25 protein-coding genes are annotated in these 22,514 nt (G+C 68.0%); 16 read left to right on the forward strand and 9 right to left on the reverse strand.

The features are described 5' to 3' along the window. Positions 1-42 precede the first annotated feature (42 nt). From EIP85_RS15750 to EIP85_RS15765, 4 genes are all read left to right on the forward strand, one after another. Positions 43-1,560 (forward strand): UxaA family hydrolase, encoded by a 1,518-nt coding sequence (locus tag EIP85_RS15750; protein WP_127903175.1) that lies wholly within the window; start codon positions 43-45, stop codon positions 1,558-1,560. An 18-nt stretch (positions 1,561-1,578) separates the two neighbouring features. Further along, positions 1,579-2,313 carry an SDR family oxidoreductase gene (locus EIP85_RS15755; protein ID WP_127903176.1) on the forward strand — a complete coding sequence of 245 codons (735 nt, stop codon included), beginning with the start codon at positions 1,579-1,581 and terminating at the stop codon, positions 2,311-2,313. Positions 2,314-2,373: 60 nt separating this feature from the next. After that, the gene (locus EIP85_RS15760; RefSeq protein WP_127903177.1) at positions 2,374-2,943 is read left to right on the forward strand and encodes a hypothetical protein; all 570 of its coding nucleotides are present in this window, start codon (positions 2,374-2,376) and stop codon (positions 2,941-2,943) included. A gap of 85 nt (positions 2,944-3,028) precedes the next feature. Next, on the forward strand, positions 3,029-4,603 hold the full coding sequence (locus EIP85_RS15765) for an OpgD/OpgG family glucan biosynthesis protein (RefSeq protein WP_241560063.1): 1,575 nt from the start codon (positions 3,029-3,031) through the stop codon (positions 4,601-4,603). A gap of 209 nt (positions 4,604-4,812) precedes the next feature. Here EIP85_RS15765 and EIP85_RS15770 read toward each other — a convergent pair whose 3' ends face one another. From EIP85_RS15770 to recA, 3 genes are all read right to left on the reverse strand, one after another. After that, positions 4,813-5,103, reverse strand: coding sequence for a DUF1330 domain-containing protein (locus EIP85_RS15770; protein ID WP_127903178.1), 291 nt, complete (start codon positions 5,101-5,103; stop codon positions 4,813-4,815). Positions 5,104-5,113: 10 nt separating this feature from the next. Next, positions 5,114-7,783 carry an alanine--tRNA ligase gene (gene alaS, locus EIP85_RS15775; RefSeq protein ID WP_127903179.1) on the reverse strand — a complete coding sequence of 890 codons (2,670 nt, stop codon included), beginning with the start codon at positions 7,781-7,783 and terminating at the stop codon, positions 5,114-5,116. Positions 7,784-8,000: 217 nt separating this feature from the next. Beyond that, positions 8,001-9,077 (reverse strand): recombinase RecA, encoded by a 1,077-nt coding sequence (gene recA, locus EIP85_RS15780; protein ID WP_127903180.1) that lies wholly within the window; start codon positions 9,075-9,077, stop codon positions 8,001-8,003. A gap of 192 nt (positions 9,078-9,269) precedes the next feature. On the opposite strand from recA, the gene EIP85_RS15785 reads away from it, so the two are divergent. Next, on the forward strand, positions 9,270-9,881 hold the full coding sequence (locus EIP85_RS15785; protein ID WP_127903181.1) for a sulfotransferase family 2 domain-containing protein: 612 nt from the start codon (positions 9,270-9,272) through the stop codon (positions 9,879-9,881). Between the two features lie 3 nt (positions 9,882-9,884). Further along, on the forward strand, positions 9,885-10,562 hold the full coding sequence (locus tag EIP85_RS15790; protein WP_127903182.1) for a M48 family metalloprotease: 678 nt from the start codon (positions 9,885-9,887) through the stop codon (positions 10,560-10,562). Positions 10,563-10,585: 23 nt separating this feature from the next. On the opposite strand, the gene hisI is transcribed toward EIP85_RS15790, so the two are convergent. Continuing rightward, positions 10,586-10,945: a phosphoribosyl-AMP cyclohydrolase gene (hisI, locus tag EIP85_RS15795; protein WP_127903183.1), complete on the reverse strand. Its 360-nt coding sequence runs from the start codon at positions 10,943-10,945 to the stop codon at positions 10,586-10,588. Between the two features lie 64 nt (positions 10,946-11,009). Here hisI and EIP85_RS15800 point away from each other — a divergent pair, with 64 nt between their 5' ends. The 4 genes from EIP85_RS15800 (at position 11,010) to grxD (ending at position 13,774) form a co-directional block, all read left to right on the forward strand. Beyond that, complete coding sequence (locus EIP85_RS15800; RefSeq protein WP_127903184.1) at positions 11,010-11,459, forward strand: iron-sulfur cluster assembly scaffold protein; 450 nt, start codon at positions 11,010-11,012, stop codon at positions 11,457-11,459. Between the two features lie 69 nt (positions 11,460-11,528). Then, positions 11,529-12,953: a methyl-accepting chemotaxis protein gene (locus EIP85_RS15805; protein ID WP_127903185.1), complete on the forward strand. Its 1,425-nt coding sequence runs from the start codon at positions 11,529-11,531 to the stop codon at positions 12,951-12,953. Between the two features lie 151 nt (positions 12,954-13,104). Then, entirely contained in the window at positions 13,105-13,347 is a 243-nt protein-coding gene (locus EIP85_RS15810) for a BolA/IbaG family iron-sulfur metabolism protein (RefSeq protein ID WP_127903186.1), read from the forward strand. A 67-nt stretch (positions 13,348-13,414) separates the two neighbouring features. Then, complete coding sequence (grxD, locus tag EIP85_RS15815) at positions 13,415-13,774, forward strand: Grx4 family monothiol glutaredoxin (RefSeq protein WP_127903187.1); 360 nt, start codon at positions 13,415-13,417, stop codon at positions 13,772-13,774. Positions 13,775-13,803: 29 nt separating this feature from the next. Here the strand turns inward: grxD and EIP85_RS15820 are convergent, their stop codons facing one another. Beyond that, entirely contained in the window at positions 13,804-14,226 is a 423-nt protein-coding gene (locus tag EIP85_RS15820; RefSeq protein ID WP_127903188.1) for a cell division protein ZapA, read from the reverse strand. After that, a complete protein-coding gene (locus EIP85_RS15825; RefSeq protein ID WP_127903189.1) occupies positions 14,219-14,707 on the reverse strand; it encodes a hypothetical protein in 489 nt (162 codons plus the stop codon). The genes EIP85_RS15820 and EIP85_RS15825 overlap by 8 nt, the downstream gene beginning before the upstream one ends. A gap of 230 nt (positions 14,708-14,937) precedes the next feature. Between EIP85_RS15825 and tkt the strand changes: the two genes are divergently transcribed. The 5 genes from tkt to EIP85_RS22855 all read left to right on the forward strand — a co-directional run bounded on the left by tkt (position 14,938) and on the right by EIP85_RS22855 (position 18,863). After that, on the forward strand, positions 14,938-16,956 hold the full coding sequence (gene tkt, locus EIP85_RS15830; RefSeq protein ID WP_127903190.1) for a transketolase: 2,019 nt from the start codon (positions 14,938-14,940) through the stop codon (positions 16,954-16,956). Between the two features lie 69 nt (positions 16,957-17,025). Next, complete coding sequence (locus EIP85_RS22845; protein ID WP_164871761.1) at positions 17,026-17,169, forward strand: hypothetical protein; 144 nt, start codon at positions 17,026-17,028, stop codon at positions 17,167-17,169. 90 nt (positions 17,170-17,259) lie between these two features. Further along, the gene (gene gap, locus EIP85_RS15835) at positions 17,260-18,261 is read left to right on the forward strand and encodes a type I glyceraldehyde-3-phosphate dehydrogenase (RefSeq protein WP_127903191.1); all 1,002 of its coding nucleotides are present in this window, start codon (positions 17,260-17,262) and stop codon (positions 18,259-18,261) included. Between the two features lie 269 nt (positions 18,262-18,530). Further along, positions 18,531-18,692 (forward strand): hypothetical protein, encoded by a 162-nt coding sequence (locus tag EIP85_RS22850; RefSeq protein ID WP_164871762.1) that lies wholly within the window; start codon positions 18,531-18,533, stop codon positions 18,690-18,692. Between the two features lie 18 nt (positions 18,693-18,710). Continuing rightward, positions 18,711-18,863, forward strand: coding sequence for a hypothetical protein (locus EIP85_RS22855; RefSeq protein WP_164871763.1), 153 nt, complete (start codon positions 18,711-18,713; stop codon positions 18,861-18,863). A 15-nt stretch (positions 18,864-18,878) separates the two neighbouring features. On the opposite strand, the gene coaD is transcribed toward EIP85_RS22855, so the two are convergent. From coaD to EIP85_RS15850, 3 genes are all read right to left on the reverse strand, one after another. After that, the gene (coaD, locus tag EIP85_RS15840; RefSeq protein WP_127903192.1) at positions 18,879-19,370 is read right to left on the reverse strand and encodes a pantetheine-phosphate adenylyltransferase; all 492 of its coding nucleotides are present in this window, start codon (positions 19,368-19,370) and stop codon (positions 18,879-18,881) included. 79 nt (positions 19,371-19,449) lie between these two features. Next, positions 19,450-19,884, reverse strand: coding sequence for a CBS domain-containing protein (locus tag EIP85_RS15845; RefSeq protein WP_127903193.1), 435 nt, complete (start codon positions 19,882-19,884; stop codon positions 19,450-19,452). A 56-nt stretch (positions 19,885-19,940) separates the two neighbouring features. Beyond that, on the reverse strand, positions 19,941-20,834 hold the full coding sequence (locus EIP85_RS15850; RefSeq protein WP_127903194.1) for a LysR family transcriptional regulator: 894 nt from the start codon (positions 20,832-20,834) through the stop codon (positions 19,941-19,943). Between the two features lie 130 nt (positions 20,835-20,964). Here EIP85_RS15850 and EIP85_RS15855 point away from each other — a divergent pair, with 130 nt between their 5' ends. Further along, the gene (locus tag EIP85_RS15855) at positions 20,965-22,464 is read left to right on the forward strand and encodes a CoA-acylating methylmalonate-semialdehyde dehydrogenase (RefSeq protein WP_127903195.1); all 1,500 of its coding nucleotides are present in this window, start codon (positions 20,965-20,967) and stop codon (positions 22,462-22,464) included. Positions 22,465-22,514 lie beyond the last annotated feature (50 nt).

Raw genomic sequence — 22,514 nt, forward strand, 5'->3', positions numbered from 1 at the left:
TGGCACGGTCAAGCGGCCCCCGCATCCAAGGAGCATGAGAGCATGGAGATGGGCAAGACCGCCATACGGCTGAGTCCGGTCGACAATGTCGTGATCGCGCTCCGCGATCTGCCGCCCGGCGAAGAGGCCGAGGGCGTGGTGCTGGCCGAGAAGGTCCAGCGCGGCCACAAGATCGCAGCCGTGGCGATCCCGGCGGGCGCGCCGGTGATGCGCTATGGCCAGACGATCGGGGTTGCCACCGAGGCGATCCCGGCCGGGGCCTGGGTCCATTCGCACAACCTGGGGATGGGCCCGCACTCCACGGACTACGCCATCGGCTCCGCGTGCCGGCCCCTGCCGGCGGTGCCCGCGGCGCGGACCTTCCAGGGCTACCTGCGGGCCGATGGCAAGGTGGGGACGCGCAACTACCTGGGCATCCTGACCTCGGTGAACTGCTCGGGGAGCGTGGCGCGGTTCGTCGCCGAGGCGGCGGAGCGGGACCCGGCGCTGCAGGCCTTCGGGAACATCGACGGGGTGGTGCCGATCACCCATCAGACCGGCTGCGGCATGTCGGCCACGAACGAGGGCTACCGGACGCTCTATCGCACGCTGGCCGGCTACGCCAAGAACCCGAATTTTGGGGGGATCCTGCTTCTGGGCCTCGGCTGCGAGGTGATGCAGATCCCCGACCTCGTCGGCCGCGACAAGCTGCGCGAGGACGGCAACTTCCGCTACATGACGATCCAGCAGTCCGGCGGCACGCGGCGCACGATCGAGCGCGCGCTGGAGGTGCTGCGCGAGATGGCGGTGGAGGCCGACAAGGCCCGGCGCACGCCGCAGCCCGTCAGCCACCTGACCGTGGGGCTGCAATGCGGCGGGTCCGACGGCTATTCCGGCATCACCGCCAACCCGGCGCTGGGCTATGCCTCGGACCTGCTGGTGCGGCACGGCGGGACCACGATCCTGTCCGAGACGCCGGAAATCTACGGGGCGGAGCATCTGCTGACGCGGCGGGCGGTCTCGCAGGACGTCGGCGAGAAGCTGATCGAGCGGATCCGCTGGTGGGAGGATTACACCGCCCGCAACGAGGGCGAGATGGACAACAACCCCTCGCCCGGCAACAAGCGCGGCGGGCTGACCACGATCCTTGAAAAGTCGCTTGGCGCAGTGGCGAAGGGCGGCATGGCGCCGCTGTCGGGCGTCTACAAGTACGGCGAGCCGATCACAACGCCGGGCTTCGTCTACATGGACAGCCCCGGCTACGATCCGGCCTCCGTCACCGGGCAGATCGCCTCTGGCGCGACGATGATCGTGTTCACCACGGGGCGCGGGTCGGTTTCGGGCTACAAACCCTCGCCCTGCGTGAAGCTGGCCACGAATTCCGAGATGTATGGCCGGATGTCCGAGGACATGGACGTGAACTGCGGCGATATCATCTCCGACGGGGTGAGCGTGGAGGCCAAGGGCGAGGAGATCTTCGAGAAGATTATCGCCGTGGCCTCTGGCGCGCATACGAAAAGCGAGGAGCTGGGCTTCGGGGGCACGGAATTCGTGCCCTGGCAGATCGGCGCGGTCATGTAAGGAAAGGTGCGTAGAGATATGAGATTGCAGGGAAAGACGGCCTTCTGCACCGCCAGCGGCGCGGGGATCGGCCTGGCCACCGCGCGGGCCTTCGCCGCCGAGGGCGCGCGGGTGATCGCGACCGACGTGAACGCCGAGGCACTGGAAGCGCTGGCGGCGGAGGGGATCGAGACGCATCGGCTTGACGTCACCGACCGGGACGCCGTGGCGGCGCTGGCCGGGAAGACCGGCGCGGTCGACGTGCTCTTCAACTGCGCGGGCTTCGTGCATCACGGCACCATCCTGGACTGCGACGAGGCCGCATTCGACTTCAGCTTCAACCTGAACGTCCGCGGCCAATACACCGTAATGAAATCCTTTCTTCCGGCGATGATCGCTGCGGGTGGGGGCTCTGTGGTCAACATGGCCTCTGCCGCCTCCTCGATCATCGCGGCGCCGAACCGCTTCGTCTACGGCGCGACGAAGGCCGCCGTGATCGGGATGACGAAATCCGTCGCCGCGGATTTCATCGGCAAGGGCATACGCTGCAACGCGATCTGCCCGGCGACGGTGGAAAGCCCCTCGCTCGAGGGCCGGATGCGGGCGCAGGGGGATTACGAGACCGCGCGGGCCGCCTTCATCGCCCGCCAGCCGATGGGCCGGATCGGCAGACCGGAGGAGATCGCGGCGCTGGCCGTGTTCCTGGCGTCGGAGGAATCGAGCTTTATCACCGGGCAGGCAATTGCCATCGACGGCGGGTGGACCAACATATAGGGCGCGGGCGGGACGGAACGGCGCCCGATCTGCGTTTGATCGCAATTGGGAGGCCACCGGATGAAACACATTCCCCTTCTTTTCGCGCTGGCCGTGGCCGGCTGCGGGACGCAGGTTCCGCTCTGGACCAAGGATTACGCGGCGCAGGCCACCACGCGCCATTATGCCGACGTGCCGCCGGCCAAGGCGCTGGCGGCGGCCGAGGAGGTCGTTCGGCTGACCGCGCCGGCCCGGGACGTCAGCGTGAAGGCCACGCCCGGCGGGGTAGATATCGACCGCTACTTCAACGGCTTCATCCACATGCACAGCGTCACCATCGACTACCGCTTCACGCTGACCGCGACGCCGGCCGGGCGCGGCAGCACGGTGACGCTTGCGATCCGGTCGAACGCACAGGACTTCTCGGCCCCCGACGCCATGACGGGGCTGGAGCTGTCCCCGCTTCTGGCCAACGGGCCCGCGACCGTCGCCGATCCCTACAAGCTGTTCTTCGCGCGGATGGATTACATCCTCGGCAAGCGGACGGACTGGGTGAGCTGCACGTCCGCACCAACGGTGCTGGGGGCCTCGATCGCGCTCGATCCGCTCTGCCAGGGCGCGGAGGACCGGGCACCGGCGGCGCGGCGCTGACGCGCCTTCGGGGGGCGCCGCGCGCGCTTTTCAGCCACGGGATTTGGCGTTATGGACGCGCTCGGTGTGTCCATAGGAGTGCTTCGTGTCGCCCCGTCTTTCCCGCCGCAGCCTGATCGGCAGTCTTCCCGCCCTGTTGCTTCTGAATTCCGTGCCAATGGCGCGGGCCGAGGGCGCGGGCTTCACCCCGGATCTCGGCCCTGCGCAGCCGTTCTCCTTCGAGGCGCTGATGGCGCGGGCGGAGGCGCTGGCCGGCCAGCCCTACAAGGCGCCGGTGGTCAAGGACCCCGCGCTTTACGACAAGATCGACTACGACGCCTACTGGCACATCCGCTTCAAGCCGGATCACACCGTCTACGCCGGTCCCGTGCCGCTGCAGTTCTTCCACGAGGGCACCTATTTCCGCACGCCCGTTGCTCTGCACCTGGTCGAGAACGGCGAGGCGCGCGAGGTCACCTATACTGCGAGCTACTTCGACATGCCCGAGGACAGCCCGGCCCGCGCCATCGAGGGCCAGGCCGGCTTCGCGGGCTTCCGGATCATGCGCCCGGACCTGAAGAGCGACTGGATCAGCTTCCTCGGCGCGGCCTATTTCCGCACCGATGGCGCCGACCGGCAATACGGGCTTTCGGCCCGCGCCGTGGCGATCGACACCGGCCTTTCCACGCCCGAGGAATTCCCCCGCTTCACCGCCTTCTGGATCGAGGGCGCGGCGGATGGCACGGCCACGATCTACGCGCTGATGGATGGCCCCTCGGTCACCGGGGCGCTCAGGATCTCGGGGCGCGACCATGACGGGCAGGTCCTCGACATCGCGACGCGGTTCTATTTCCGCAAGGAGGTGAAGCGGCTGGGGATCGCACCCCTGACCTCGATGTTCTGGTATTCGGAGGAGAACCGGCTGCAGGGCTTCGACTGGCGCCCCGAGGTGCATGACAGCGACGGGCTGGCCATGATCTCGGGCACGGGCGAGCGGATCTGGCGGCCGCTGAACGATCCCGACCGGGTGGTGACGTCGAGCTTCGCCGACGACAATCCGAAGGGCTTCGGCCTGATCCAGCGCGACCGGAATTTCGACCACTACCAGGACGATGGTGTGTTCTACAACAAGCGCCCCTCTGTCTGGATCGCCCCCAAGGGCGACTGGGGCAAGGGCGCGGTGCAGCTGGTCGAAATCCCGACGGATGACGAGATCTTCGACAATATCGTCGCCTACTGGGTGCCCGAGGCACCGGTGAAGGCGGGCGATCGGGTTTCGCTTGATTACAAGCAGTACTGGGGTCGCGAGGAGCCGGTGGACTGGAAGCTGGCCCGTACCGTTGCCACGCGGCTGGGCCGCGGCGGCGTGCCCGGGCAGGAGCGGCCCAAGGATCAGATCAAGGTGGCGGTGGACTTCGCCGGGCCGGCGCTCGACGGGCTCAACCAGTCGTCGGGGGTGACGCCGGAGGTCTCGGCGCCCGACGGGGTGAAGATCATCAACCCCTACGTGCTGCCGGTGGTGGGGACGAAGAACTGGCGGCTGATCTTCGACGTGAAGGCGGCAAAGACGGTCGAGACCGTGGATATCCGGGCCTATCTCTCGATGGACGGCAAGGCACTGTCGGAGACCTGGCTGGGGCAGCTGCACCCGGAGCAGATCCTGCGTTGGGGCAAGCACTGAGGTGACGCCGGGGGGGGCGGTGCGCAATGAATGCGCACCCTACGCGGCAGAGGGGCGGCGCCCGCGATGGTTCGCGTCTGTCCGTTGATGGTGTGAAGAACCCCTTGGGTTTGCCGGGGTGTTGAGGTGCGAGAAGCGCCCATCCGTCCGGGCGCCGGCCCAGCGGTGCTGCGCACCGCCATCTCGGGCCGGGCCGCGCCGTGCGACCGTCAGGGGGCGGCTTCTTCCACCACCACCAGATCGCGCACCGCCGCGCCCTTGGCGTGGCTCAGCGCCTCTTGGTAGGCGGGAGAGTTGTAACACTCCACCGCCGCCTCGACCGAGGGGAAGCGGGCCACGACGTTGCGCGCCCGGTCGGCCCCCTCGAGCTGAACGTAGCGGCCGCCACGGGCGATGAAGACGCCGCCGTGGGCCGCGATCGCCTCGGTGGCACCCTTCGCGTAGCGGCCATAGGCCTCGGCATCGGTGACGGTGACGTGGGCGATCCAGAGTGCGCTCATCTCATTCTCCTCAAACGGTTTCCTGCGCCGCGAGCACGGCTTCCGCCGCCGCGATCGCCGCCTCGGCCTGGCCGGCATCCGCGCCACCGGCCTGGGCCAGGTCGGGCCGGCCGCCGCCGCCCTTGCCGCCGAGCGCCGCCGCCGCCGCCTTGACGATGTCGACGGCCGAGAGACGGTCCGTCAGGTCCGCCGTGACCCCGGCCGCCACCGCGGGCTTGGCCCCCGTGTCGGCGATCAGCAGCACCGCGCCGGAGCCGAGCCGGGCCTTCATTTCGTCGATCAGCGCCGGAAGGTCCTTGCCGGAGACACCGGTCAGCACCTGCGCCACGAATTTCACGCCGCCGATCTCGCGCGCCTCCGCCCCGCCCGAGGCGCCGCCGCCCATGGCGAGCTCGCGCCGGAGCTGGGCCACCTCGTTCTGCAGCGCGCGGCGCTCGTCCATCAGCGCCTTGACGCGGTCGGCAAGCTCCGCGGCCGGGGCCTTGACGACCTCGGAGACCGCGGCCAGCCGCCGCCGCTCCTCTGCCAGCCAGTCGAGCGCACGCTGCCCCGTCAGCGCCTCGATCCGGCGCACGCCGGCAGAGGACGCGCTGTCGGACAGAAGCACGCAGAGCCCGATCTCGCCCAGCCGGGCGACATGGGTGCCGCCGCAGAGTTCCAGCGAATAGGTCTGCCCGTCGAGGCCCTTGCCGGTCCCCGCCTGCGTGCCCATGGAGACCACGCGCACCTCGTCGCCGTATTTTTCGCCGAAGAGCGCCTGTGCGCCGATGGCGCGGGCGTCATCCGGCGTCATGATGCGGGTTTCCACCGCGCCGTCCTGACGGATCATGGCGTTGATCTCGGATTCGACCGCCGCCATCTCGTCCGCCGTGACCGCCTTGGTGTGGGAGAAGTCGAAGCGCAGCCGGTCGGGCGCGTTGAGGCTGCCCCGCTGGGCGATGTGCTGGCCGAGCGTGTTGCGCAGCGCTTCGTTGAGCAGGTGCGTCGCCGAGTGGTTGGCGCGGATCGCGCTGCGGCGGGCGTGGTCGACGGTGAGCGCCGCCCCCTGGCCGGGGAGGATCTTGCCCTCGGTCACCTCTGCGAAGTGGATGAAGACGCCCTGGGATTTCCGCGTCTCGGTGATCCGGGCCTTGCCGCTTTCGGTCGAGAGCATGCCGGTGTCGCCGACCTGGCCGCCGCTTTCGGCATAGAACGGGGTCTGGTTGAGGACGATCTGCACCGCCTCGCCCTGCCCCGCCTCGGCGGTGCGCTTGCCGTCCGCGACAAGCGCGAGGATCTGGCCCTCCGCCACCTCGGTGTCGTAGCCGAGGAACTCTGTGGCGCCGGTCGCCTCGGCGATGTCGAACCAGATCGCGGCGTCCTTGGTTTCGCCCGAGCCGGCCCAGCTGGCGCGGGCCTTGGCCTTCTGCTCGGCCATCGCCGCCTCGAAGCCGGCGACATCGACGGTCAGCCCCTTCTCGCGCAGCGCGTCCTGCGTGAGATCGAGCGGGAAGCCGTAGGTGTCGTAAAGCCGGAAGGCCGCCTCGCCCGGCAGCGCGCCGCCGGAGGGCAGCCGGGAAAGCTCGTCGTCGAGCAGCCGCAGCCCGCGGTCGAGCGTCTGCTTGAAGCGGGTCTCCTCCAGCTTCAGGGTCTCTTCGATCAGCGCCTGGGCGCGACCGAGTTCCGGATAGGCCGCACCCATCTGGCGCAGCAGCGCCGGGACGAGGCGGTACATCACCGGATCCTTGGCCCCCAGCAGATGCGCGTGGCGCATGGCGCGGCGCATGATCCGGCGCAGCACGTAGCCGCGGCCGTCATTCGAGGGCATCACCCCGTCGGCGATCAGGAAGGAGGTGGAGCGCAGGTGGTCCGCGATCACCCGGTGATGGACGCGGCCGGTCCCGTCCGGGTCGGTCGAGGTGGCGTGCGCCGACGCCTCGATCAGGCTGCGCATCAGGTCGGTGTCGTAGTTGTCGTGCTTGCCCTGCAGGAGTGCGCCGATCCGCTCCAGCCCCATGCCGGTGTCGATCGACTGGTTGGGCAGCGGCACCATCGAGCCGTCCTCGAACTGCTCGTTCTGCATGAAGACGAGGTTCCAGATCTCGATGAAGCGGTCGCCGTCCTCGTCCGGGCTGCCGGGCGGGCCGCCGGGGATGTGCTCGCCGTGGTCGAAGAATATCTCGGTGCAGGGACCGCAGGGGCCGGTGGGGCCCATCTGCCAGAAGTTGTCGTTGGTCGGGATGCGGATGATGCGCTCGTCCGGCAGGCCCGCGACCTTCTTCCAGATCTCGGCCGCCTCGTCATCGGTGTGATAGACGGTAACGAGGAGCTTGTCCTTCGGGATCGCGAAATCCTTGGTCAGAAGCTCCCAGGCGTAGGGGATCGCGCTTTCCTTGAAATAGTCGCCGAAGGAGAAATTCCCCAGCATTTCGAAGAAGGTATGGTGGCGCGCGGTGTAGCCGACATTGTCGAGGTCGTTGTGCTTGCCGCCGGCGCGGACGCATTTCTGCGCGGTGGTGGCACGCTTGTAGTCGCGGTGCTCGACCCCGGTGAAGACATTCTTGAACTGCACCATGCCGGAGTTCACGAACATCAGCGTGGGGTCGTTGCGCGGCACCAGCGGGCTGGAGGCCACCGGCGTGTGGCCGTTGCGCGCGAAGAAATCGAGGAAGGTGGAACGGATATCGTTCAGCGAAGGCATGGCGGAGGCCTCATCGGGGCTTGTCGGCGGTCGGACAGCATTTAGCCATCTGCACGCAGACTGTCCACCGGAACCCTTGCCCTGCCGGGATGGGGGCTTCCGCCCCCGGCGCCTGCGACGCTCCCCCGAGGATATTTGCAGACAGAAGAAAGGGGGCCGCAGCCCCCCATCCCTTTCAGTCGCCGGATCTCCGCGCCGGAGGCCCGCCCAAGGCGGATCACTCGTCGAGGACGGAGTCGTCGCTTTCGCCTTCGCCGCTCACCCCGAATTCGAGACCGTGGCTGGCACGGATCTTGTCCTCGATCTCGGCCGCCACGGTGGCGTTCGATTTCAGGAAGGCCTTGGCGTTCTCGCGGCCCTGGCCGATGCGCTCGTCACCGTAGGAATACCAGGCGCCGGACTTCTCCACCACGCCGGCCTTGACGCCGAGGTCGAGAAGCTCGCCGGTCTTGGAGATGCCTTCGCCGTACATGATGTCGAACTCGACCTGCTTGAAGGGCGGCGCGACCTTGTTCTTCACCACCTTCACGCGGGTCGCGTTGCCGACAACCTCGTCACGATCCTTGATCGCGCCGATGCGGCGGATGTCGAGCCGGACCGAGGCGTAGAACTTCAGCGCGTTGCCGCCGGTGGTGGTTTCCGGGCTGCCGAACATGACGCCGATCTTCATCCGGATCTGGTTGATGAAGATCACCATGCAGTTCGAGCGGCTGATCGAGGCGGTCAGCTTGCGCATCGCCTGGCTCATCAGCCGGGCCTGGGCACCGACGGTCGCGTCGCCCATATCGCCCTCGAGCTCGGCCTTCGGCGTGAGCGCCGCGACCGAGTCGACCACGACGAGGCTGACCGCGCCCGAGCGCACCAGCGTGTCGACAATCTCCAGCGCCTGCTCGCCCGTGTCGGGCTGAGAGATCAGCAGTTCGTCGAGGTTCACGCCGAGCTTGCGGGCATATTGCGGGTCGAGCGCGTGTTCGGCGTCGACGAAGGCGCAGACGCCGCCCTTCTTCTGCTCCTCGGCCACGACATGCAGCGTCAGCGTCGTCTTGCCCGAGCTTTCCGGCCCATAGATCTCAACGATCCGACCCTTCGGCAGGCCGCCGATGCCGAGCGCGATGTCGAGGCCCAGCGAGCCCGTCGAGGTCGACGCGATCTCTGCCACCGGGCTGTCGGCGCCAAGGCGCATGATCGAGCCCTTGCCGAATTGCCGCTCGATCTGGGCGAGCGCCGAATCGAGCGCCTTCTGCTTGTCCATGTTACGGGTCCCGTTGAAGTCCAGAAGGTTGGCCGTCGCCATCGTTTCGGTTCCTTATTCCATAGCCCGTCCGCCTGGGCAATGCGGGTGATGTTCGCTTCTTGTTCCCATTCCTTATGAGATCAAATGGGGAACAAAGCAATCCGAATTTCCTAAAATCCGACTTTTTCCTATCTCGGTTAAAAGTTAGTTTAAGCCGGCCCGGGAGCGGGGGCGGAGGCGAAAAGGGCCGATATGCTGGTATTCTGGGAGCAGAAGCTCGTCTTTCTCGCGACACCGAAGGCCGGCTCCACCGCCGTGGAGCGCGCGCTCGAATCGCTGGCGGAGGTCGCCATCGCGCGCCCGCCGGCGCTGAAGCACACGCCGATTTACCGATATCGCCGCTTCTTTCAGCCCTGGCTTGAGAAATCGGCACAGGCGGAGTTTACCGCCGTGGCGCTGATGCGTGAGCCGGTCAGCTGGCTGGGCAGCTGGTACCGCTTCCGCCAGCGCGAGGATGTCATGCATCCGGCCAATTCCACCCGTGGCATGAGCTTCGACGACTTCGTGCTGGCCTATCTGAAAAAACCCCGGCCGGGATTTGCCAATGTCGGCAGCCAGGCGAAATTCCTGCTCGGCCCCGACGGGCGGGGCGTGGAGCATATTTTCCCCTACGAGGAAATGGGCGCCTTCCTCGCCTTCCTCGAGGAGCGGCTTGGCTGCGAGATCGTGCTGCCACGCGTGAATGTCTCGCCCCCGGCGGAGACCGCACTTTCGGCCGGGGTCGAGGCGCGGCTGCGGGCGGAATGCGCAGAGGACTTCGAACTCTACGCCCGGGTGCGGGCGGACGCGGCGGGCGAAGGCTGAGCGATGTCGCGGCTGCTGCCTCTCCTCTTCGCGCTGGGTGTCGGCTACCTGCTGTGGCATTTCTCGGCCTGGCGGACGCTGCGGGAGCTCAACGGAAAATCCTCCGACCTGGCCGATGCGCGGCTTCTGGAGATCTGCGACCGGCTGGCGGCGGCGCTGGGGGTGCAGGCGGTGCCGGTGCGCGTCTACGAGGTGCCGGAGGTCAACGGGCTTGCCGCGCCAGACGGGCAGATCTTCCTGACGCGCGGCTTCTACGAGCGCTACCGCTCGGGCGCGGTGACGGCGGAGGAGATGGCGAGCGTGATCGCCCATGAACTGGGCCATGTCGCGCTGGGTCACGCGCGGCGTCGGATGATCGACTTCTCTGCCCAAAATGCGATGCGGGCGGTGCTGGTGGCGATCGCCTCGCGGCTGGTGCCGGGCTTCGGGGCATGGCTTGGCGAGGGGATCACCCGGCTGCTGGCGGCGCGGCTCTCGCGGCAGGACGAATACGAGGCCGACGCCTATGCCGCGGCGCTGCTGGCCAAGGCCGGGATCGGATCCGGGCCGCAGATCTCGCTTTTCCGCAAGATGGCGGCGCTGGCGGGAAGCGGGCACGGGCCGGCCTGGCTTGCCAGCCATCCAGCGACGCGCGAACGGATCGCGGCGGTGGAGCGGCTGGTCGCGGGCTGGGGGGCGTGAGGGCGGCGGCGCCGTGTCCCGGATCACGCCATGGGCTTGAGGATCTCCACCTCCTGCCCGTCGCGAAGCGCGGTGTAGAAGCAGGACCGGCGGTTGGTGTGGCAGGCGGGGCCCTCCTGCCGGACAAGCACCAGCAGGCAGTCGCGGTCACAGTCGATCCGCATCTCGACAAGGTGCTGCAGGTGGCCGGAGCTTTCGCCCTTCACCCAGAAATCCTGGCGCGAGCGCGACCAGTAGGTGACGCGGCCGCTCGCAAGGGTGCGGGAGACGGACTCGGCGTTCATCCAGGCCATCATCAGCACCTCGCCCGAGGCGTGGTCCTGCGCGATGGCCGGGATCAGGCCCGCGGCATCGTAGCGGAGCGTGTCGGGATCGAAGGGCATGGTGGCTCCTTTGCTTTTCGGGCCGGCGCCTCTATCTAAGGCGCAGGACCGGCCGGGGAAAGACATGAGCGACAACGACCTCATCAAGCTCTATTCGCAGCGCATTCTCGCGCTGGCGGCCGATATTCCCCATACCAGGCGGCTGGAGCACCCCGACGCGACCGTCAAGCGGCGGTCGCCGCTCTGCGGCTCCACCATCACCGTGGACGTCGCGGTGAAGGACGGGCGGATCGTTGATTTCGGCCAGGACGTGAAGGCCTGCGCGCTCGGCCAGGCCTCGGCCTCGGTCGTCGGCCGCCAGATGATCGGCCGCAGCCGGGCCGAGGTGGAACGCGGGCGCGACCAGCTGCGCGCCATGCTGAAGGAGGGCGGACCGGTGCCCGAGGCGCCCTTCGACGGGCTTGAGGTGCTCCTGCCGGCGCGCGACTACAAGAACCGACACGCCTCCATCCTGCTCGCCCTCGAGGCCACCGCCGAGGCCATGGCCCAGGCCGAGGAACACGCCTCCGCCTGAGGGCGTGCTGAACGCTTTCTTCATCTCCGCGCCATAGCCTCGCCCCCGTCCCGAAACGGTGAGGCCGCGATGACGCCACAGCCCCTGCGCCCGACAGATCCGGGTGAGACCCCTGCCCCGTCCGGCGCCGATCTCGACGCGCTGGCGCGGGCGGCAGCCTCGCTCGGGCGCGACATCGTCGATGTCGCGGGCCATCTTGACGCGATCGACCGCGATGCGGCGGGGCAGATCGCGCTGCTGGCCGAGCTGCGCCGCGCCTCTGAGCGCCTGAGCACCGGCAACCGCGCCATGGGTCGGACGAGCGCCGAGGTTGCGGAGGCGACCGAGGCCGCGCTTGGCGTCGTCGAGGGCGCGATCGAACGGCTGCGCCTTGCAGGAAGCCGCAGCCGCACCGTCGCGGAATGGGTGCAATCGCTGCAGGACCGGATGACGGAGGTCGGCAGCATGCTGAGCGGCATGACCAGGTCAAACGACGAGATCGCCAGCATCGCCCGGCAGGTCACCATCCTCGCCATCAATGCCAAGATCGAGGCCGCACGTGCCGGCGAGGCCGGCCGCGGCTTTGCAGTGGTGGCGGAGGAAATCAACGCGCTCGCCTCCAAGACCGGGGTGACGGCGGCGGCGATCAGCGGCAACCTCGGCGCGCTCTCCGGTCAGGTCGGGCTGATGCGGCGCGAGGCCGGAGAGGTGGCGGGCGACGCCGCGGCGCTGCTGGCCGATGCGGCGGAAACGGACCAGGCCATGGCCGCGATCTCTGCCGGCACGCGCAAGGCGAGCGAGGGCGCCGGCGCCATCGCCGGCCAGGCGGCGGAAACCGGCGCGGCGGCAGAGGCCGTCCTGCCCGCGGTGGAGGAGATCGAGGCCGCCGCGCGCTCCACCGCCGCCGGGATCCATGCCGCGCACCGGAAGATCGAGACGCTGGTCGACACCTCCGAGGCGCTGGTGCAGGGCACGGTCGGCGCAGGCGGCGAAAGCGGCGGCGACCGGCAGTTCATCGAACTGGCGATGACGGTCGCCGCCGATATCGGCCGGGCCTTCGAGCAGGGGATCGCCCGCCACAAGATCAGCGAGGCCCAGCTATTCGACAGCCGGTATCGCCCGGTGCCGGGGACCGATCCGCAGCAGGTCACCACCGGCTTCACGGCCTTTACCGATCAGGTGCTGCCCGCGCTGCAGGAGCCGGTGCTGGCGCGCGACCACCGCATCGTCTTCTGCGCCGCGATCGACCGGAACGGGTATCTGCCGACGCATAACCGCAAGTTCTCGCAGCCACAGGGACCCGACCCGGCCTGGAACGCGGCGCATTGCCGCAACCGGCGGATCTTCGACGACCGGGTGGGGCTGAAGGCCGGCCGCTCCACCGCGCCCTTTCTGCTGCAGGTCTACCGCCGCGACATGGGCGGCGGCGAGTTCGCCATCATGAAGGACCTTTCCGCCCCGATCCGCGTCAATGGCCGCCATTGGGGCGCGCTCAGGCTGGCCTACAGCCTGTAACCGCGCCGCCCGTCGCGGCCTGGCGCGGCCCTCGGACCGTGGGGAAGAATGCCGCGACGGGGATTTTTTCCGCCTGCCGGGGCCGCGCCCTTGCGGCCCACCGAGGCGCGCAATAGATTCATCGCCGAACCACAGAGGACATTTGCGCCCCATGGCGATGGAAGCCCAGGACATCGAGAAACTGATCCGCGACGCCTTTCCCGAGGCGAAGATCACCATTACGGACCTCGCCGGAGACGGCAACCACTGGGCCGCAGAGGTGATCGACGAAAGCTTCCGCGGCCTCAACCGCGTGCAGCAGCAGCGTGCCGTCTACCAGAGCCTGAAGGGCAAGATGGACGGACCGAGCGGCGAGCTGCATGCGCTGGCGCTGACGACGAAGGCGCCGGCCTGACCCGGCGATGACAGCATGGGCGGCGCGGGACCCCTCCCCGGCCGCGAGACAAGGAAAGGGCTCGCAGATGAGCGCTCAGGATACGATCCGCGACACCGTGGCAGCGCATGACGTGGTGCTGTTCATGAAAGGCACCAAGATGATGCCGCAATGCGGCTTCTCCAGCCGGGTGGCCGGGGTGCTGAACTACATGGGCGTCGATTTCGCCGATGTGAACGTGCTGGAGGATCCGGAGATCCGCCAGGGCATCAAGGATTTCTCGGAGTGGCCGACGATCCCGCAGCTTTACGTGAAGGGCGAATTCGTGGGCGGCTGCGATATCGTGACCGAAATGACGCTGTCGGGCGAACTCGACCAGCTCTTCGAGTCCAAGGGCGTCGCCTACGACAAGGAAGCCGCCGACAAGATCCGCGAAGCGAACGCCTGATCGCGTGACGCAGCCCCGCCGCCGGGCCGTCAGGCCGAGGGCGGCGGGGGATCGGACGCCGGCGGCAGCCGGTCGGCCAGCGCCGCGGCCAGCGCCTCGCTGCGGGCGGCGACTTCGGCAAGCGTCTCTGTCACCGCGCGCGGCAGCACCGGCACCTCGATCCGCGCCGGGGCCGGCGCGGGACGCGAGCGGAATTCTTCGAGCTCCGCCTCCAGCTTGGCGAGCTTTCCGCCCTGCACCCGCATCTGGTCCTCGGTCCCCGCCAGCCGGTCGGCCAGCATCAGCCCTGCCATCAGAAGCATCCGCGCCTCGGGCATCCGGCCGATCTGGTCGAGCAGCGAGGAGGCCTCGTTGTCCAGAAGCTTCGCGGCCGAGCGCAGAAAATGTTCCTCTCCGGCCTGACAGGCGACGTCGAAGGGGCGGCCGCCGATGGTGATGGTGACCTCAGGCATGGCTCGTCTCCCCGATCAGCGGCTTCAGCTCGGCCAGAATGCTGTCCAGCTCGGCCAGCTCGGCGGCGCGCGCCGCCTTCAGCTCGGCCAGCTCCGCGGCCAGCCCGTCCTCGCCGCCGCCCTCCGCCGTTTCGCGCATGGCGCGCATGGTCTCGCGTAATTGAACATTCGTGGCCTTGAGCTTCTGCAGCTCCAGCGCCTGCTCGTCGACCTGCTTGAGAAGCGCCTGCACACGCGCCTCCAGCGGCGCCACGACCCCGGCCTGCTTTTCATGCAGAAGCCGCACGCGCTCGTTCAACTGGGCATTCGCGTCGCGCTCGGCGGCCAGCGCCTCGGCCAGTTCGGCCTTCTCGGCATCGTCGCCCGCGGGCCCGCCGGCCGAGGGATAGCGCAGTTCCAGCGCATCCAGCGCCTCGATCCCGGCGCCGATGCGGTCCAGGGCCTGGCCGATCCGCCGTTCATAATCTTCCAGATCGTCCATCGCCTGCTCCTTCCGCTCCGGGGGGCTTGCGGCGAATCGCGCCGACGCTCCCTTTGGCCCATGATAAACCGAAGCGCCGGGCGATTTCTTCCCACAATCCTGCGCTTGGCCCCTCGCCGCCGATGCGCCGGAGGCCGCGCAGAGGCGCGGCTGCGCTTGAACTACGGCGAAAGCTTGGTATCAGGGCAGCGGTGCCACTCGGGCGCGCCCGCAAGCGGAGGAGACTTACCTTGGATATCGCCACCCTTCGGAACCAGCATCCCGAACACTGGCGCCGGGCCTCGGCCCTGCGGATGCTGGCGATCGACGCTGTTCAGGCCGCGAATTCCGGCCACCCCGGCATGCCGATGGGCATGGCCGACGTCGCGACGGTGCTGTTTTCGAAGCACCTGAAGTTCGACGCGAAAAACCCCGACTGGCCGGATCGCGACCGCTTCATCCTTTCGGCCGGGCACGGCTCCATGCTGCTTTACGGCCTCTTGCATCTGACCGGTTCGCCCGACATGTCGATCGAGGAGATCCGCAACTTCCGGCAATGGGGCTCGAAAACCGCGGGCCACCCGGAATACGGCCATGCCAAGGGAATCGAGACGACGACCGGCCCGCTGGGCCAGGGCATCGCCAATTCCGTGGGCTTCGCCATTGCCGAGGAGGCGCTGCGCGCCCGCTTCGGCCGCAAGATCGTCGACCACCACACCTGGGTGATCGCGGGCGACGGATGCCTGATGGAGGGGATCAGCCACGAGGCAATCGGCCTTGCCGGCTGCCAGCAGCTTTCGAAGTTGATCGTCCTTTGGGACAACAACGGCATCTCGATCGACGGCAAGGTGAGCCTGTCGGACATCACCGACCAGCGCGCGCGCTTCGCCGCGGCCGGCTGGACCGTGCTTCACTGCGACGGGCACGACCCCGATGATATCGACCGGGCGATGACGGCCGCGAAGGCCTCCTCCAAGCCCGTCTTCATCGACTGCAAGACCCATATCGGATTCGGCTCGCCGAAGAAGCAGGACACTGCGGGGGCGCATGGCTCGCCGCTCGGCCCTGAAGAGATCGCCAAGGTGCGCGAGATCTACGGCTGGGATTACCCGCCCTTCGTGGTGCCCGCCGACATCAAGGCGGAATGGGAAGCCATCGGCGCGCGCGGCAGCAAGGTCCGCACGGAATGGGAGGATCGCCTTGCGGCGCTGTCCGCGGCCCGGCAGGCGGAATTCACCCGCGTCACCGACCGCGTGGCACCGAAGAAGCTCTCCGCCGTCGTCCGCGCGCTGAAGAAGCAGGTCAGCGAGGCGCAGCCGAAGGTCGCCACGCGGAAGGCCTCGGAAATGGCGCTGGAGGTAATCAACCCGGTGATGCCGGAAAACATCGGCGGCTCGGCCGACCTGACCGGTTCCAACAACACCCGGACGGGCGATCTGGGCATGTTCACGCCCGAGAACCGCAAGGGCCGCTATATCCACTACGGCATCCGCGAACATGGCATGGCGGCGGCGATGAACGGCATGGTGCTGCACGGCGGCGTCCGGCCCTATGGCGGCACCTTCCTGTGCTTCACCGACTATGCCCGCGGCGCGATGCGGCTTTCGGCGCTGATGGGGGCGCCCTCGATCTACGTCATGACGCATGACTCGATCGGCCTGGGCGAGGACGGTCCGACCCACCAGCCGGTGGAGCATCTCGGGATCTGCCGCGCCACGCCCAACACCTGGGTCTTCCGCCCCGCCGACACGGTGGAGACGGCCGAGGCCTGGGAACTGGCGCTGAGCTCGACCTCCACCCCTTCGGTCCTCGCGCTGTCGCGGCAGAACCTGCCGACGGTGCGCACCACGCATACCAACCGCAACCTCACCGCGCAGGGCGGCTACGTGCTGGCCGAGGCGGAGGGCAAGCGCAAGGCGATCTTGATCGCGACCGGATCGGAGGTCGAGATCGCGATGAAGGCCAAGGCGATGCTGGAGGCCGAGGGCATCGGCACCCGCGTCGTCTCCATGCCCTGCATGGAGCTTTTCGCGGCTCAGCCCGAAAGCTATCGCAAGAAGGTGCTGCCGGCCGGACCGGTGCGCATCGCCATCGAGGCCGCCGGCCGCCAGGGCTGGGACCGCTGGCTGCTGGGCGAGCGCGGGCGCGAGGCGAAATCGGCCTTTATCGGGATGGAGGGCTTCGGCGCCTCCGCCCCGGCGCCGGAACTCTACGAGCATTTCGGCATTACCGCCGAAGCCGCGGCCGCCAAGGTCAAGGAGCTGCTCTGATCCCCTGACGGATCCCCCTGCCCCGGGCGCGCAGTTGCGCCCGGGTTACTCTCCCGGCGGAGCGTATCGGTGACCGACCGCATTGCCCTGATCCTTGCCGCTTTCGTGACAGCGGCGCTTGCGGTGGATCACTTTGCCTTCCGCTCCCAAGGACTTATCTTCGCTGGGCGGGAACTAACCGCCTTCATTGATTTCCTCGAATTCTGGCGATAGGCCGCTGACAGGCCGGGGAGCCTCCGCCCGGGGGCCCACGGGCGCCTCGCCAATCCCCCGGGCCGCTGCAATCTGTGAAAGGAAGATGCCATGACTGTGAAGGTAGCCATCAACGGGTTCGGCCGGATCGGCCGGAACGTGCTGCGCGCGATCATCGAGTCCGGCCGGACGGATATCGAAGTGGTGGCGATCAACGACCTTGGCCCGGTCGAGACCAACGCGCACCTGCTGCGCTACGACTCGGTCCACGGCCGCTTCCCGCATACCGTGACCACGACCGCCGACACGATCGACGCCGGCCGCGGCCCGATGCGCGTGACCGCGATCCGCAACCCGGCGGACCTGCCCTGGGGCGATGTCGACATCATCATGGAATGCACCGGCATCTTCACCTCGAAGGAAAAGGTGCAGCCGCACCTGTCGACCGGCGCCAAGCGCGTGCTGATCTCGGCACCCGGCGATGGGGCGGACAAGACGATCGTCTTCGGGGTCAACCACGACACGCTGACCAAGGATGACATCGTCGTCTCCAATGGCTCCTGCACCACGAACTGCCTGGCGCCGGTCGCCAGCGTGCTGGACGACAACTTCGGCATCGTTACCGGCTTCATGACCACGATCCACAGCTACACCGGCGACCAGCCGACGCTCGACACGCTGCACGAGGACCTTTACCGCGCCCGCGCCGCGGCGATGTCGATGATCCCGACCTCGACCGGCGCGGCCAGGGCGCTGGGCCTGGTGCTGCCGCGGCTGAAGGGCAAGCTGGACGGCTCCTCCGTCCGCGTGCCGACGCCGAACGTCTCCTGCATCGACCTGAAGGTGGTGCTGGAGAAGAGCGCGACCGTGGAAGAGATCAACGCCGCGATCAAGGCCGCCTCGGAAGGCAAGCTGAAGGGCGTGCTGGGCTACGAGACCGCGCCGCTGGTCTCGCACGACTACAACCACAACGCCCATTCCTCGACCTTCGCGGCCGATCAGACCAAGGCGCTGCCGGCGAACTTCATCCGCGTGCTGAGCTGGTACGACAACGAATGGGGCTTCTCCAACCGCATGAGCGATACCGCCGTTGCGATGGGCAAGCTCATCTGAACTCTACGGGGCATCCCTTCGGGGGTGCCCCGATTCCCCTGCGGGCCCCGGGCCCGCCCCCTTCCCCAAAATGGAAACCTCCGTCGCCTGCCCCCTTCGGGGCCGGGCCGCCGGGATTTGACATAGATCAAGAGCCAAGACAATTTTGCAGAGCCTATGCGTTCGGCGCATAGCGGCAGGGCCAAGCTGTCGGTTGTTGGTGAGGGGCTTCGGGTCCATCTGTTGTGCGACGACGAAAGGTCGCCAAGAGATCCGAAAGGAGCCAGACCATGAAAACCTTCCGCGAAGTCCGCAGCGCGCTCCGCAACGCCGCCGCCTACCGGCGCACTGTTTCGCAGCTGCGCCAGCTGCCCAACGACCTGAAACTCGACCTCGACATCTACGATGGCGACATCCCGGCCATCGCCCGCCGCGCGATCTACGGCGCGTAAGGTAAGGAGGCCAAGCCCATGAAATCGCTGAGCCAACGCTTCCGCGCCTACCGCACGTACCGCCGCACCGTGGCCGAACTGACCGCGCTGCCAGCCGAGGTACGGGCCGAGCATCACCTGGACGCCGGCACCATCGCGCAGATTGCCAACGAGGCCGCCGCCCGTCGCTGACGGCGGCTTCCCCCCCTAGCCGAGCCGGGCCAGAAGCGCCTCGCGCACCGCAGGGGAAACGAATTTCGACACATCCCCGCCGAGCCGCGCGATCTCCTTCACCAGTTTCGAGGCAATCGCCTGGTGCCGCGCTTCCGCCATCAGGAAGACCGTCTCGATCGAGGCGTCGAGCGCGCGGTTCATGCCGACCATCTGGTATTCATACTCGAAATCCGCCACGGCCCTGAGGCCGCGGATGATCACCTGCGCGCCGACATCGCGGGCGCAGTCGATCAGAAGGTTCTCGAACGGATGGGCGACGATCTCGATCCCGGTCTTGCGCGCAAGCGCGGCGCATTCCGCCTCGAGCATCGCAACCCGCTCTTCGAGCGAGAAAAGCGGCCCCTTGTCGCGGTTGATCGCCACGCCGATCACCAGCCGGTCGACCAGCACCGTCGCGCGCTCGATGATATCGAGATGGCCCAGGGTGACCGGGTCGAACGTGCCCGGGTAGAGTCCGATGCGCATGCGGCCCTCCTGACGCTGCTCCGGCGCACGCAACAATATTGCGCTCCGGAACGCAAGGGGCTCAATGCCGCGGCGGGCCTCAGTAGCCCTTGATCATCCCCTCGAGTGCGTCGCGTTCCATGGAAAGCTGCTGGAGCCGCGCCTTCACCACGTCACCGATCGAGATCATGCCGACCATTGCGCCCGCATGCATCACCGGCATGTGGCGAAAGCGGCCCTCGGTCATCCGCTCCAGCACGCTTTCGGCGCTGTCCTCGCGGTTGCAGCCGACGATTTCGGCGGTCATCAGCTCCTCGACCGGCAGCGAGAGACAGCCCGGGCCCTGGCGCCCCAGTTCGCGCACCACGTCCCGCTCCGACAGGATGCCGGCCACGTGCCGCCCATCCTCCGAGACGATGAGCGCGCCGATGCGCCGGGCCGAGAGCAGTTCCACCGCCTCTGCGACGGTGCTTCCGGGCGGAACGGTGACCACTTCGGCCGAGGGTTTGCCGTTGAGTATCTCCTGCACGATCATGCTGATGCCTCCTCCTCCAAGGGGAAAGGACAGGGTCGGCCCCGATCACATTTCTGTCAAGTCACGCTTTCCAGGCGCGCGACTTCCCGGCGGAGACCCTGGGCGAGGAGATCAGCGAAGCGGTTCAGACGCTCCACCCTGCGGTCGTCGGCATGGCGGATGAGGTAGAAGGCCCGCTTCAGCGCCACGTCCCCGGGCAGAACCTTCACCAGTTCCGGCGCGCCGGCGAGCGCGAAGTCATGCACCACGGCCACCCCCGCCCCGCCGCGCACCCAATTCAGTTGCACGGTGACGGAGTTGGAGGCGAGCGGCACCGTCTCTGCGCCTACCTCGCCCAGGTAGTCGAGTTCCTTGTCGAAGATCATGTCGGCGATATAGCCGACGAAGCGGTGCTGGCGCAGGTCTGCGGGCGTGGCAATCGGCGCGTGGCGGGCCAGGTAATCCCGGCTCGCGGCCAGGTGCAGGTGATAGTCGGTGATCTTCTGCACTGTCAGCCGCCCGGCCTCGGGCCGGCTGACGGCGATGGCCATGTCCGCCTCGCGTTTCGAGAGGTTGAAGACCCGTGGCAGGGCCACGATCTGCACCTCCAGCCCCGGGTTCTCGTCACAGATCTGGGCCACGACCTGCGGCAGGACGAAGGTGGCGCAGCCGTCCGGCGCGCCGATGCGGATCTGCCCGGAAAGCTGGCCCGGCGCGCCGCGCAGCTCCTCCATCGCGCCGGTCATGGCCTGTTCGGCGCGGGTGGCATGGGCCAGAAGCCGCGTGCCCTCGTCGGTCAGCGCATAGCCCTGCGGCGACTTGGTGAAGAGCCGTGCGCCGAGCGCCTCTTCCAGCCGGGCAACGCGGCGGCCGACGGTGGCGGGATCGATCTTCAGCACCCGGCCGGCGCGGCTGAGGCTTTCGGACCTCGCCACGGCAAGGAAGATACGCAGGTCGTCCCAGTCTGCCATGAGGGCTCCGCCCGGCGCTCGAAAGCTTTGCAGGATTGCAAAACGCTTTTGGAAACTTGCCCCTTTTCCGGGCAAAAACGCAAGCCTATGGTGCGCCCAACCCGCGCTAGACCTCATGGAGGAGACAGAGATGACCGAACTCACCCACTGGATCAACGGCAAGCACGTGAAGGGCACCTCGGGCCGCTTCGCCGATGTCTTCAACCCCGCCACGGGCGAGGTTCAGGCGAAGGTGCCGCTGGCCTCCGTGGCCGAGCTGGACGCCGCCGTGGCCGCCGCCGCCGCCGCGCAGGAGGGATGGGCCGCGACCAACCCGCAGCGCCGCGCCCGGGTGATGATGGCCTTCGGGGATCTCATCAACAAGCATATGGACGAGCTGGCGGAACTCGTCAGCCGCGAGCATGGCAAGACGCTGCCGGACGGGCGCGGCGACGTGCAGCGCGGGCTTGAGGTCGTCGAGGTCTGCATGGGCGCGCCCCACATGCTCAAGGGTGAATACACCAATGACGGGGGCCCCGGCATCGACCTTTACTCCATGCGCCAACCCCTTGGCGTCGTTGCCGGAATCACGCCGTTCAATTTCCCCGCCATGATCCCGCTATGGAAGATGGCACCGGCGCTGACCGCCGGGAACGCGATGATCCTGAAACCGTCGGAGCGCTGCCCCTCGACCTCGCTTCGGCTGGCCGAACTCTTGAAGGAAGCGGGCCTGCCCGATGGCGTGCTGCAGGTCGTGAACGGCGACAAGGAGGCGGTCGACGCGATCCTCGACAACGACACGGTGCAGGCGGTGGGCTTCGTCGGCTCTACCCCGATCGCGCAGTACATCTATGGCCGGGCGGCGACGAACGGCAAGCGCGCGCAATGCTTCGGCGGCGCGAAGAACCACATGATCATCATGCCGGATGCCGATCTCGACAAGGCTGCGGATGCGCTGGTGGGCGCGGGCTACGGCGCCGCGGGCGAGCGCTGCATGGCGATCTCGGTCGCGGTTCCGGTGGGCGAGAAGACCGCCGACGCGCTGATCGAGCGGCTGGTGCCGCGGATCGAGAAGCTGAAGGTCGGCCCCTACACCGCGGGCAACGACATCGACTATGGCCCCGTCATCACCGCCGCCGCCAAGGCGCGGATCGAGGGGCTGGTCGAAAGCGGCCTGGCGCAGGGCGCCAAGCTGGTCGTCGACGGCCGGGGCTTCAAGCTGCAGGGCTACGAGAGCGGATTCTTCGTCGGCCCTTCGCTGTTCGACAATGTCACACCGGAGATGGACATCTACCGCGAAGAGATCTTCGGGCCGGTACTTTCCACCGTGCGGGCAAAGACTTACGACGATGCCCTCACCCTGGTGAAGGACAATCCCTACGGCAATGGCACGGCGATCTACACCGCCGACGGCGACACGGCGCGGGATTTCGCCAACAAGGTGAACGTGGGCATGGTGGGGATCAACTTCCCGATCCCGGTGCCGCTGAGCTACCACACCTTCGGCGGCTGGAAGAAATCGGCCTTCGGCGACCTGAACCAGTACGGGCCGGACGCGTTCCGCTTCTACACGCGGACCAAGACCGTCACCCAGCGGTGGTTCTCGGGCATCAAGGAAGGCGGCGAGTTCCACTTCAAGGCGATGGACTGAACCCGCACGGGATGCGGGGACCATCCCGCATCCCGTCCGACCCTGCACGC

This window comes from Solirhodobacter olei (assembly GCF_004010155.1).
In the GTDB taxonomy this organism is placed as follows: Bacteria; Pseudomonadota; Alphaproteobacteria; order Rhodobacterales; family Rhodobacteraceae; genus Solirhodobacter; species Solirhodobacter olei.

Bases quoted from the DNA above. Each gene is read 5' to 3' on its own strand.
- EIP85_RS15755 (WP_127903176.1), top strand. From the start codon at position 1,579: ATGAGATTGCAGGGAAAGACGGCCTTCTGCACCGCCAGCGGCGCGGGG.
- EIP85_RS15820 (WP_127903188.1), bottom strand. From the start codon at position 14,226: ATGCCTGAGGTCACCATCACCATCGGCGGCCGCCCCTTCGACGTCGCC.
- coaD (WP_127903192.1), bottom strand. From the start codon at position 19,370: ATGCGCATCGGACTCTACCCGGGCACGTTCGACCCGGTCACCCTGGGC.
- EIP85_RS15760 (WP_127903177.1), top strand. From the start codon at position 2,374: ATGAAACACATTCCCCTTCTTTTCGCGCTGGCCGTGGCCGGCTGCGGG.
- EIP85_RS15810 (WP_127903186.1), top strand. From the start codon at position 13,105: ATGGCGATGGAAGCCCAGGACATCGAGAAACTGATCCGCGACGCCTTT.
- EIP85_RS15785 (WP_127903181.1), top strand. From the start codon at position 9,270: ATGCTGGTATTCTGGGAGCAGAAGCTCGTCTTTCTCGCGACACCGAAG.
- EIP85_RS22855 (WP_164871763.1), top strand. From the start codon at position 18,711: ATGAAATCGCTGAGCCAACGCTTCCGCGCCTACCGCACGTACCGCCGC.
- grxD (WP_127903187.1), top strand. From the start codon at position 13,415: ATGAGCGCTCAGGATACGATCCGCGACACCGTGGCAGCGCATGACGTG.
- EIP85_RS15805 (WP_127903185.1), top strand. From the start codon at position 11,529: ATGACGCCACAGCCCCTGCGCCCGACAGATCCGGGTGAGACCCCTGCC.
- hisI (WP_127903183.1), bottom strand. From the start codon at position 10,945: ATGCCCTTCGATCCCGACACGCTCCGCTACGATGCCGCGGGCCTGATC.
- recA (WP_127903180.1), bottom strand. From the start codon at position 9,077: ATGGCGACGGCCAACCTTCTGGACTTCAACGGGACCCGTAACATGGAC.
- alaS (WP_127903179.1), bottom strand. From the start codon at position 7,783: ATGCCTTCGCTGAACGATATCCGTTCCACCTTCCTCGATTTCTTCGCG.
- EIP85_RS15850 (WP_127903194.1), bottom strand. From the start codon at position 20,834: ATGGCAGACTGGGACGACCTGCGTATCTTCCTTGCCGTGGCGAGGTCC.
- EIP85_RS15845 (WP_127903193.1), bottom strand. From the start codon at position 19,884: ATGATCGTGCAGGAGATACTCAACGGCAAACCCTCGGCCGAAGTGGTC.
- EIP85_RS15825 (WP_127903189.1), bottom strand. From the start codon at position 14,707: ATGGACGATCTGGAAGATTATGAACGGCGGATCGGCCAGGCCCTGGAC.
- EIP85_RS22850 (WP_164871762.1), top strand. From the start codon at position 18,531: ATGAAAACCTTCCGCGAAGTCCGCAGCGCGCTCCGCAACGCCGCCGCC.
- gap (WP_127903191.1), top strand. From the start codon at position 17,260: ATGACTGTGAAGGTAGCCATCAACGGGTTCGGCCGGATCGGCCGGAAC.
- EIP85_RS15800 (WP_127903184.1), top strand. From the start codon at position 11,010: ATGAGCGACAACGACCTCATCAAGCTCTATTCGCAGCGCATTCTCGCG.
- EIP85_RS15750 (WP_127903175.1), top strand. From the start codon at position 43: ATGGAGATGGGCAAGACCGCCATACGGCTGAGTCCGGTCGACAATGTC.
- EIP85_RS15855 (WP_127903195.1), top strand. From the start codon at position 20,965: ATGACCGAACTCACCCACTGGATCAACGGCAAGCACGTGAAGGGCACC.
- EIP85_RS15790 (WP_127903182.1), top strand. From the start codon at position 9,885: ATGTCGCGGCTGCTGCCTCTCCTCTTCGCGCTGGGTGTCGGCTACCTG.
- EIP85_RS15770 (WP_127903178.1), bottom strand. From the start codon at position 5,103: ATGAGCGCACTCTGGATCGCCCACGTCACCGTCACCGATGCCGAGGCC.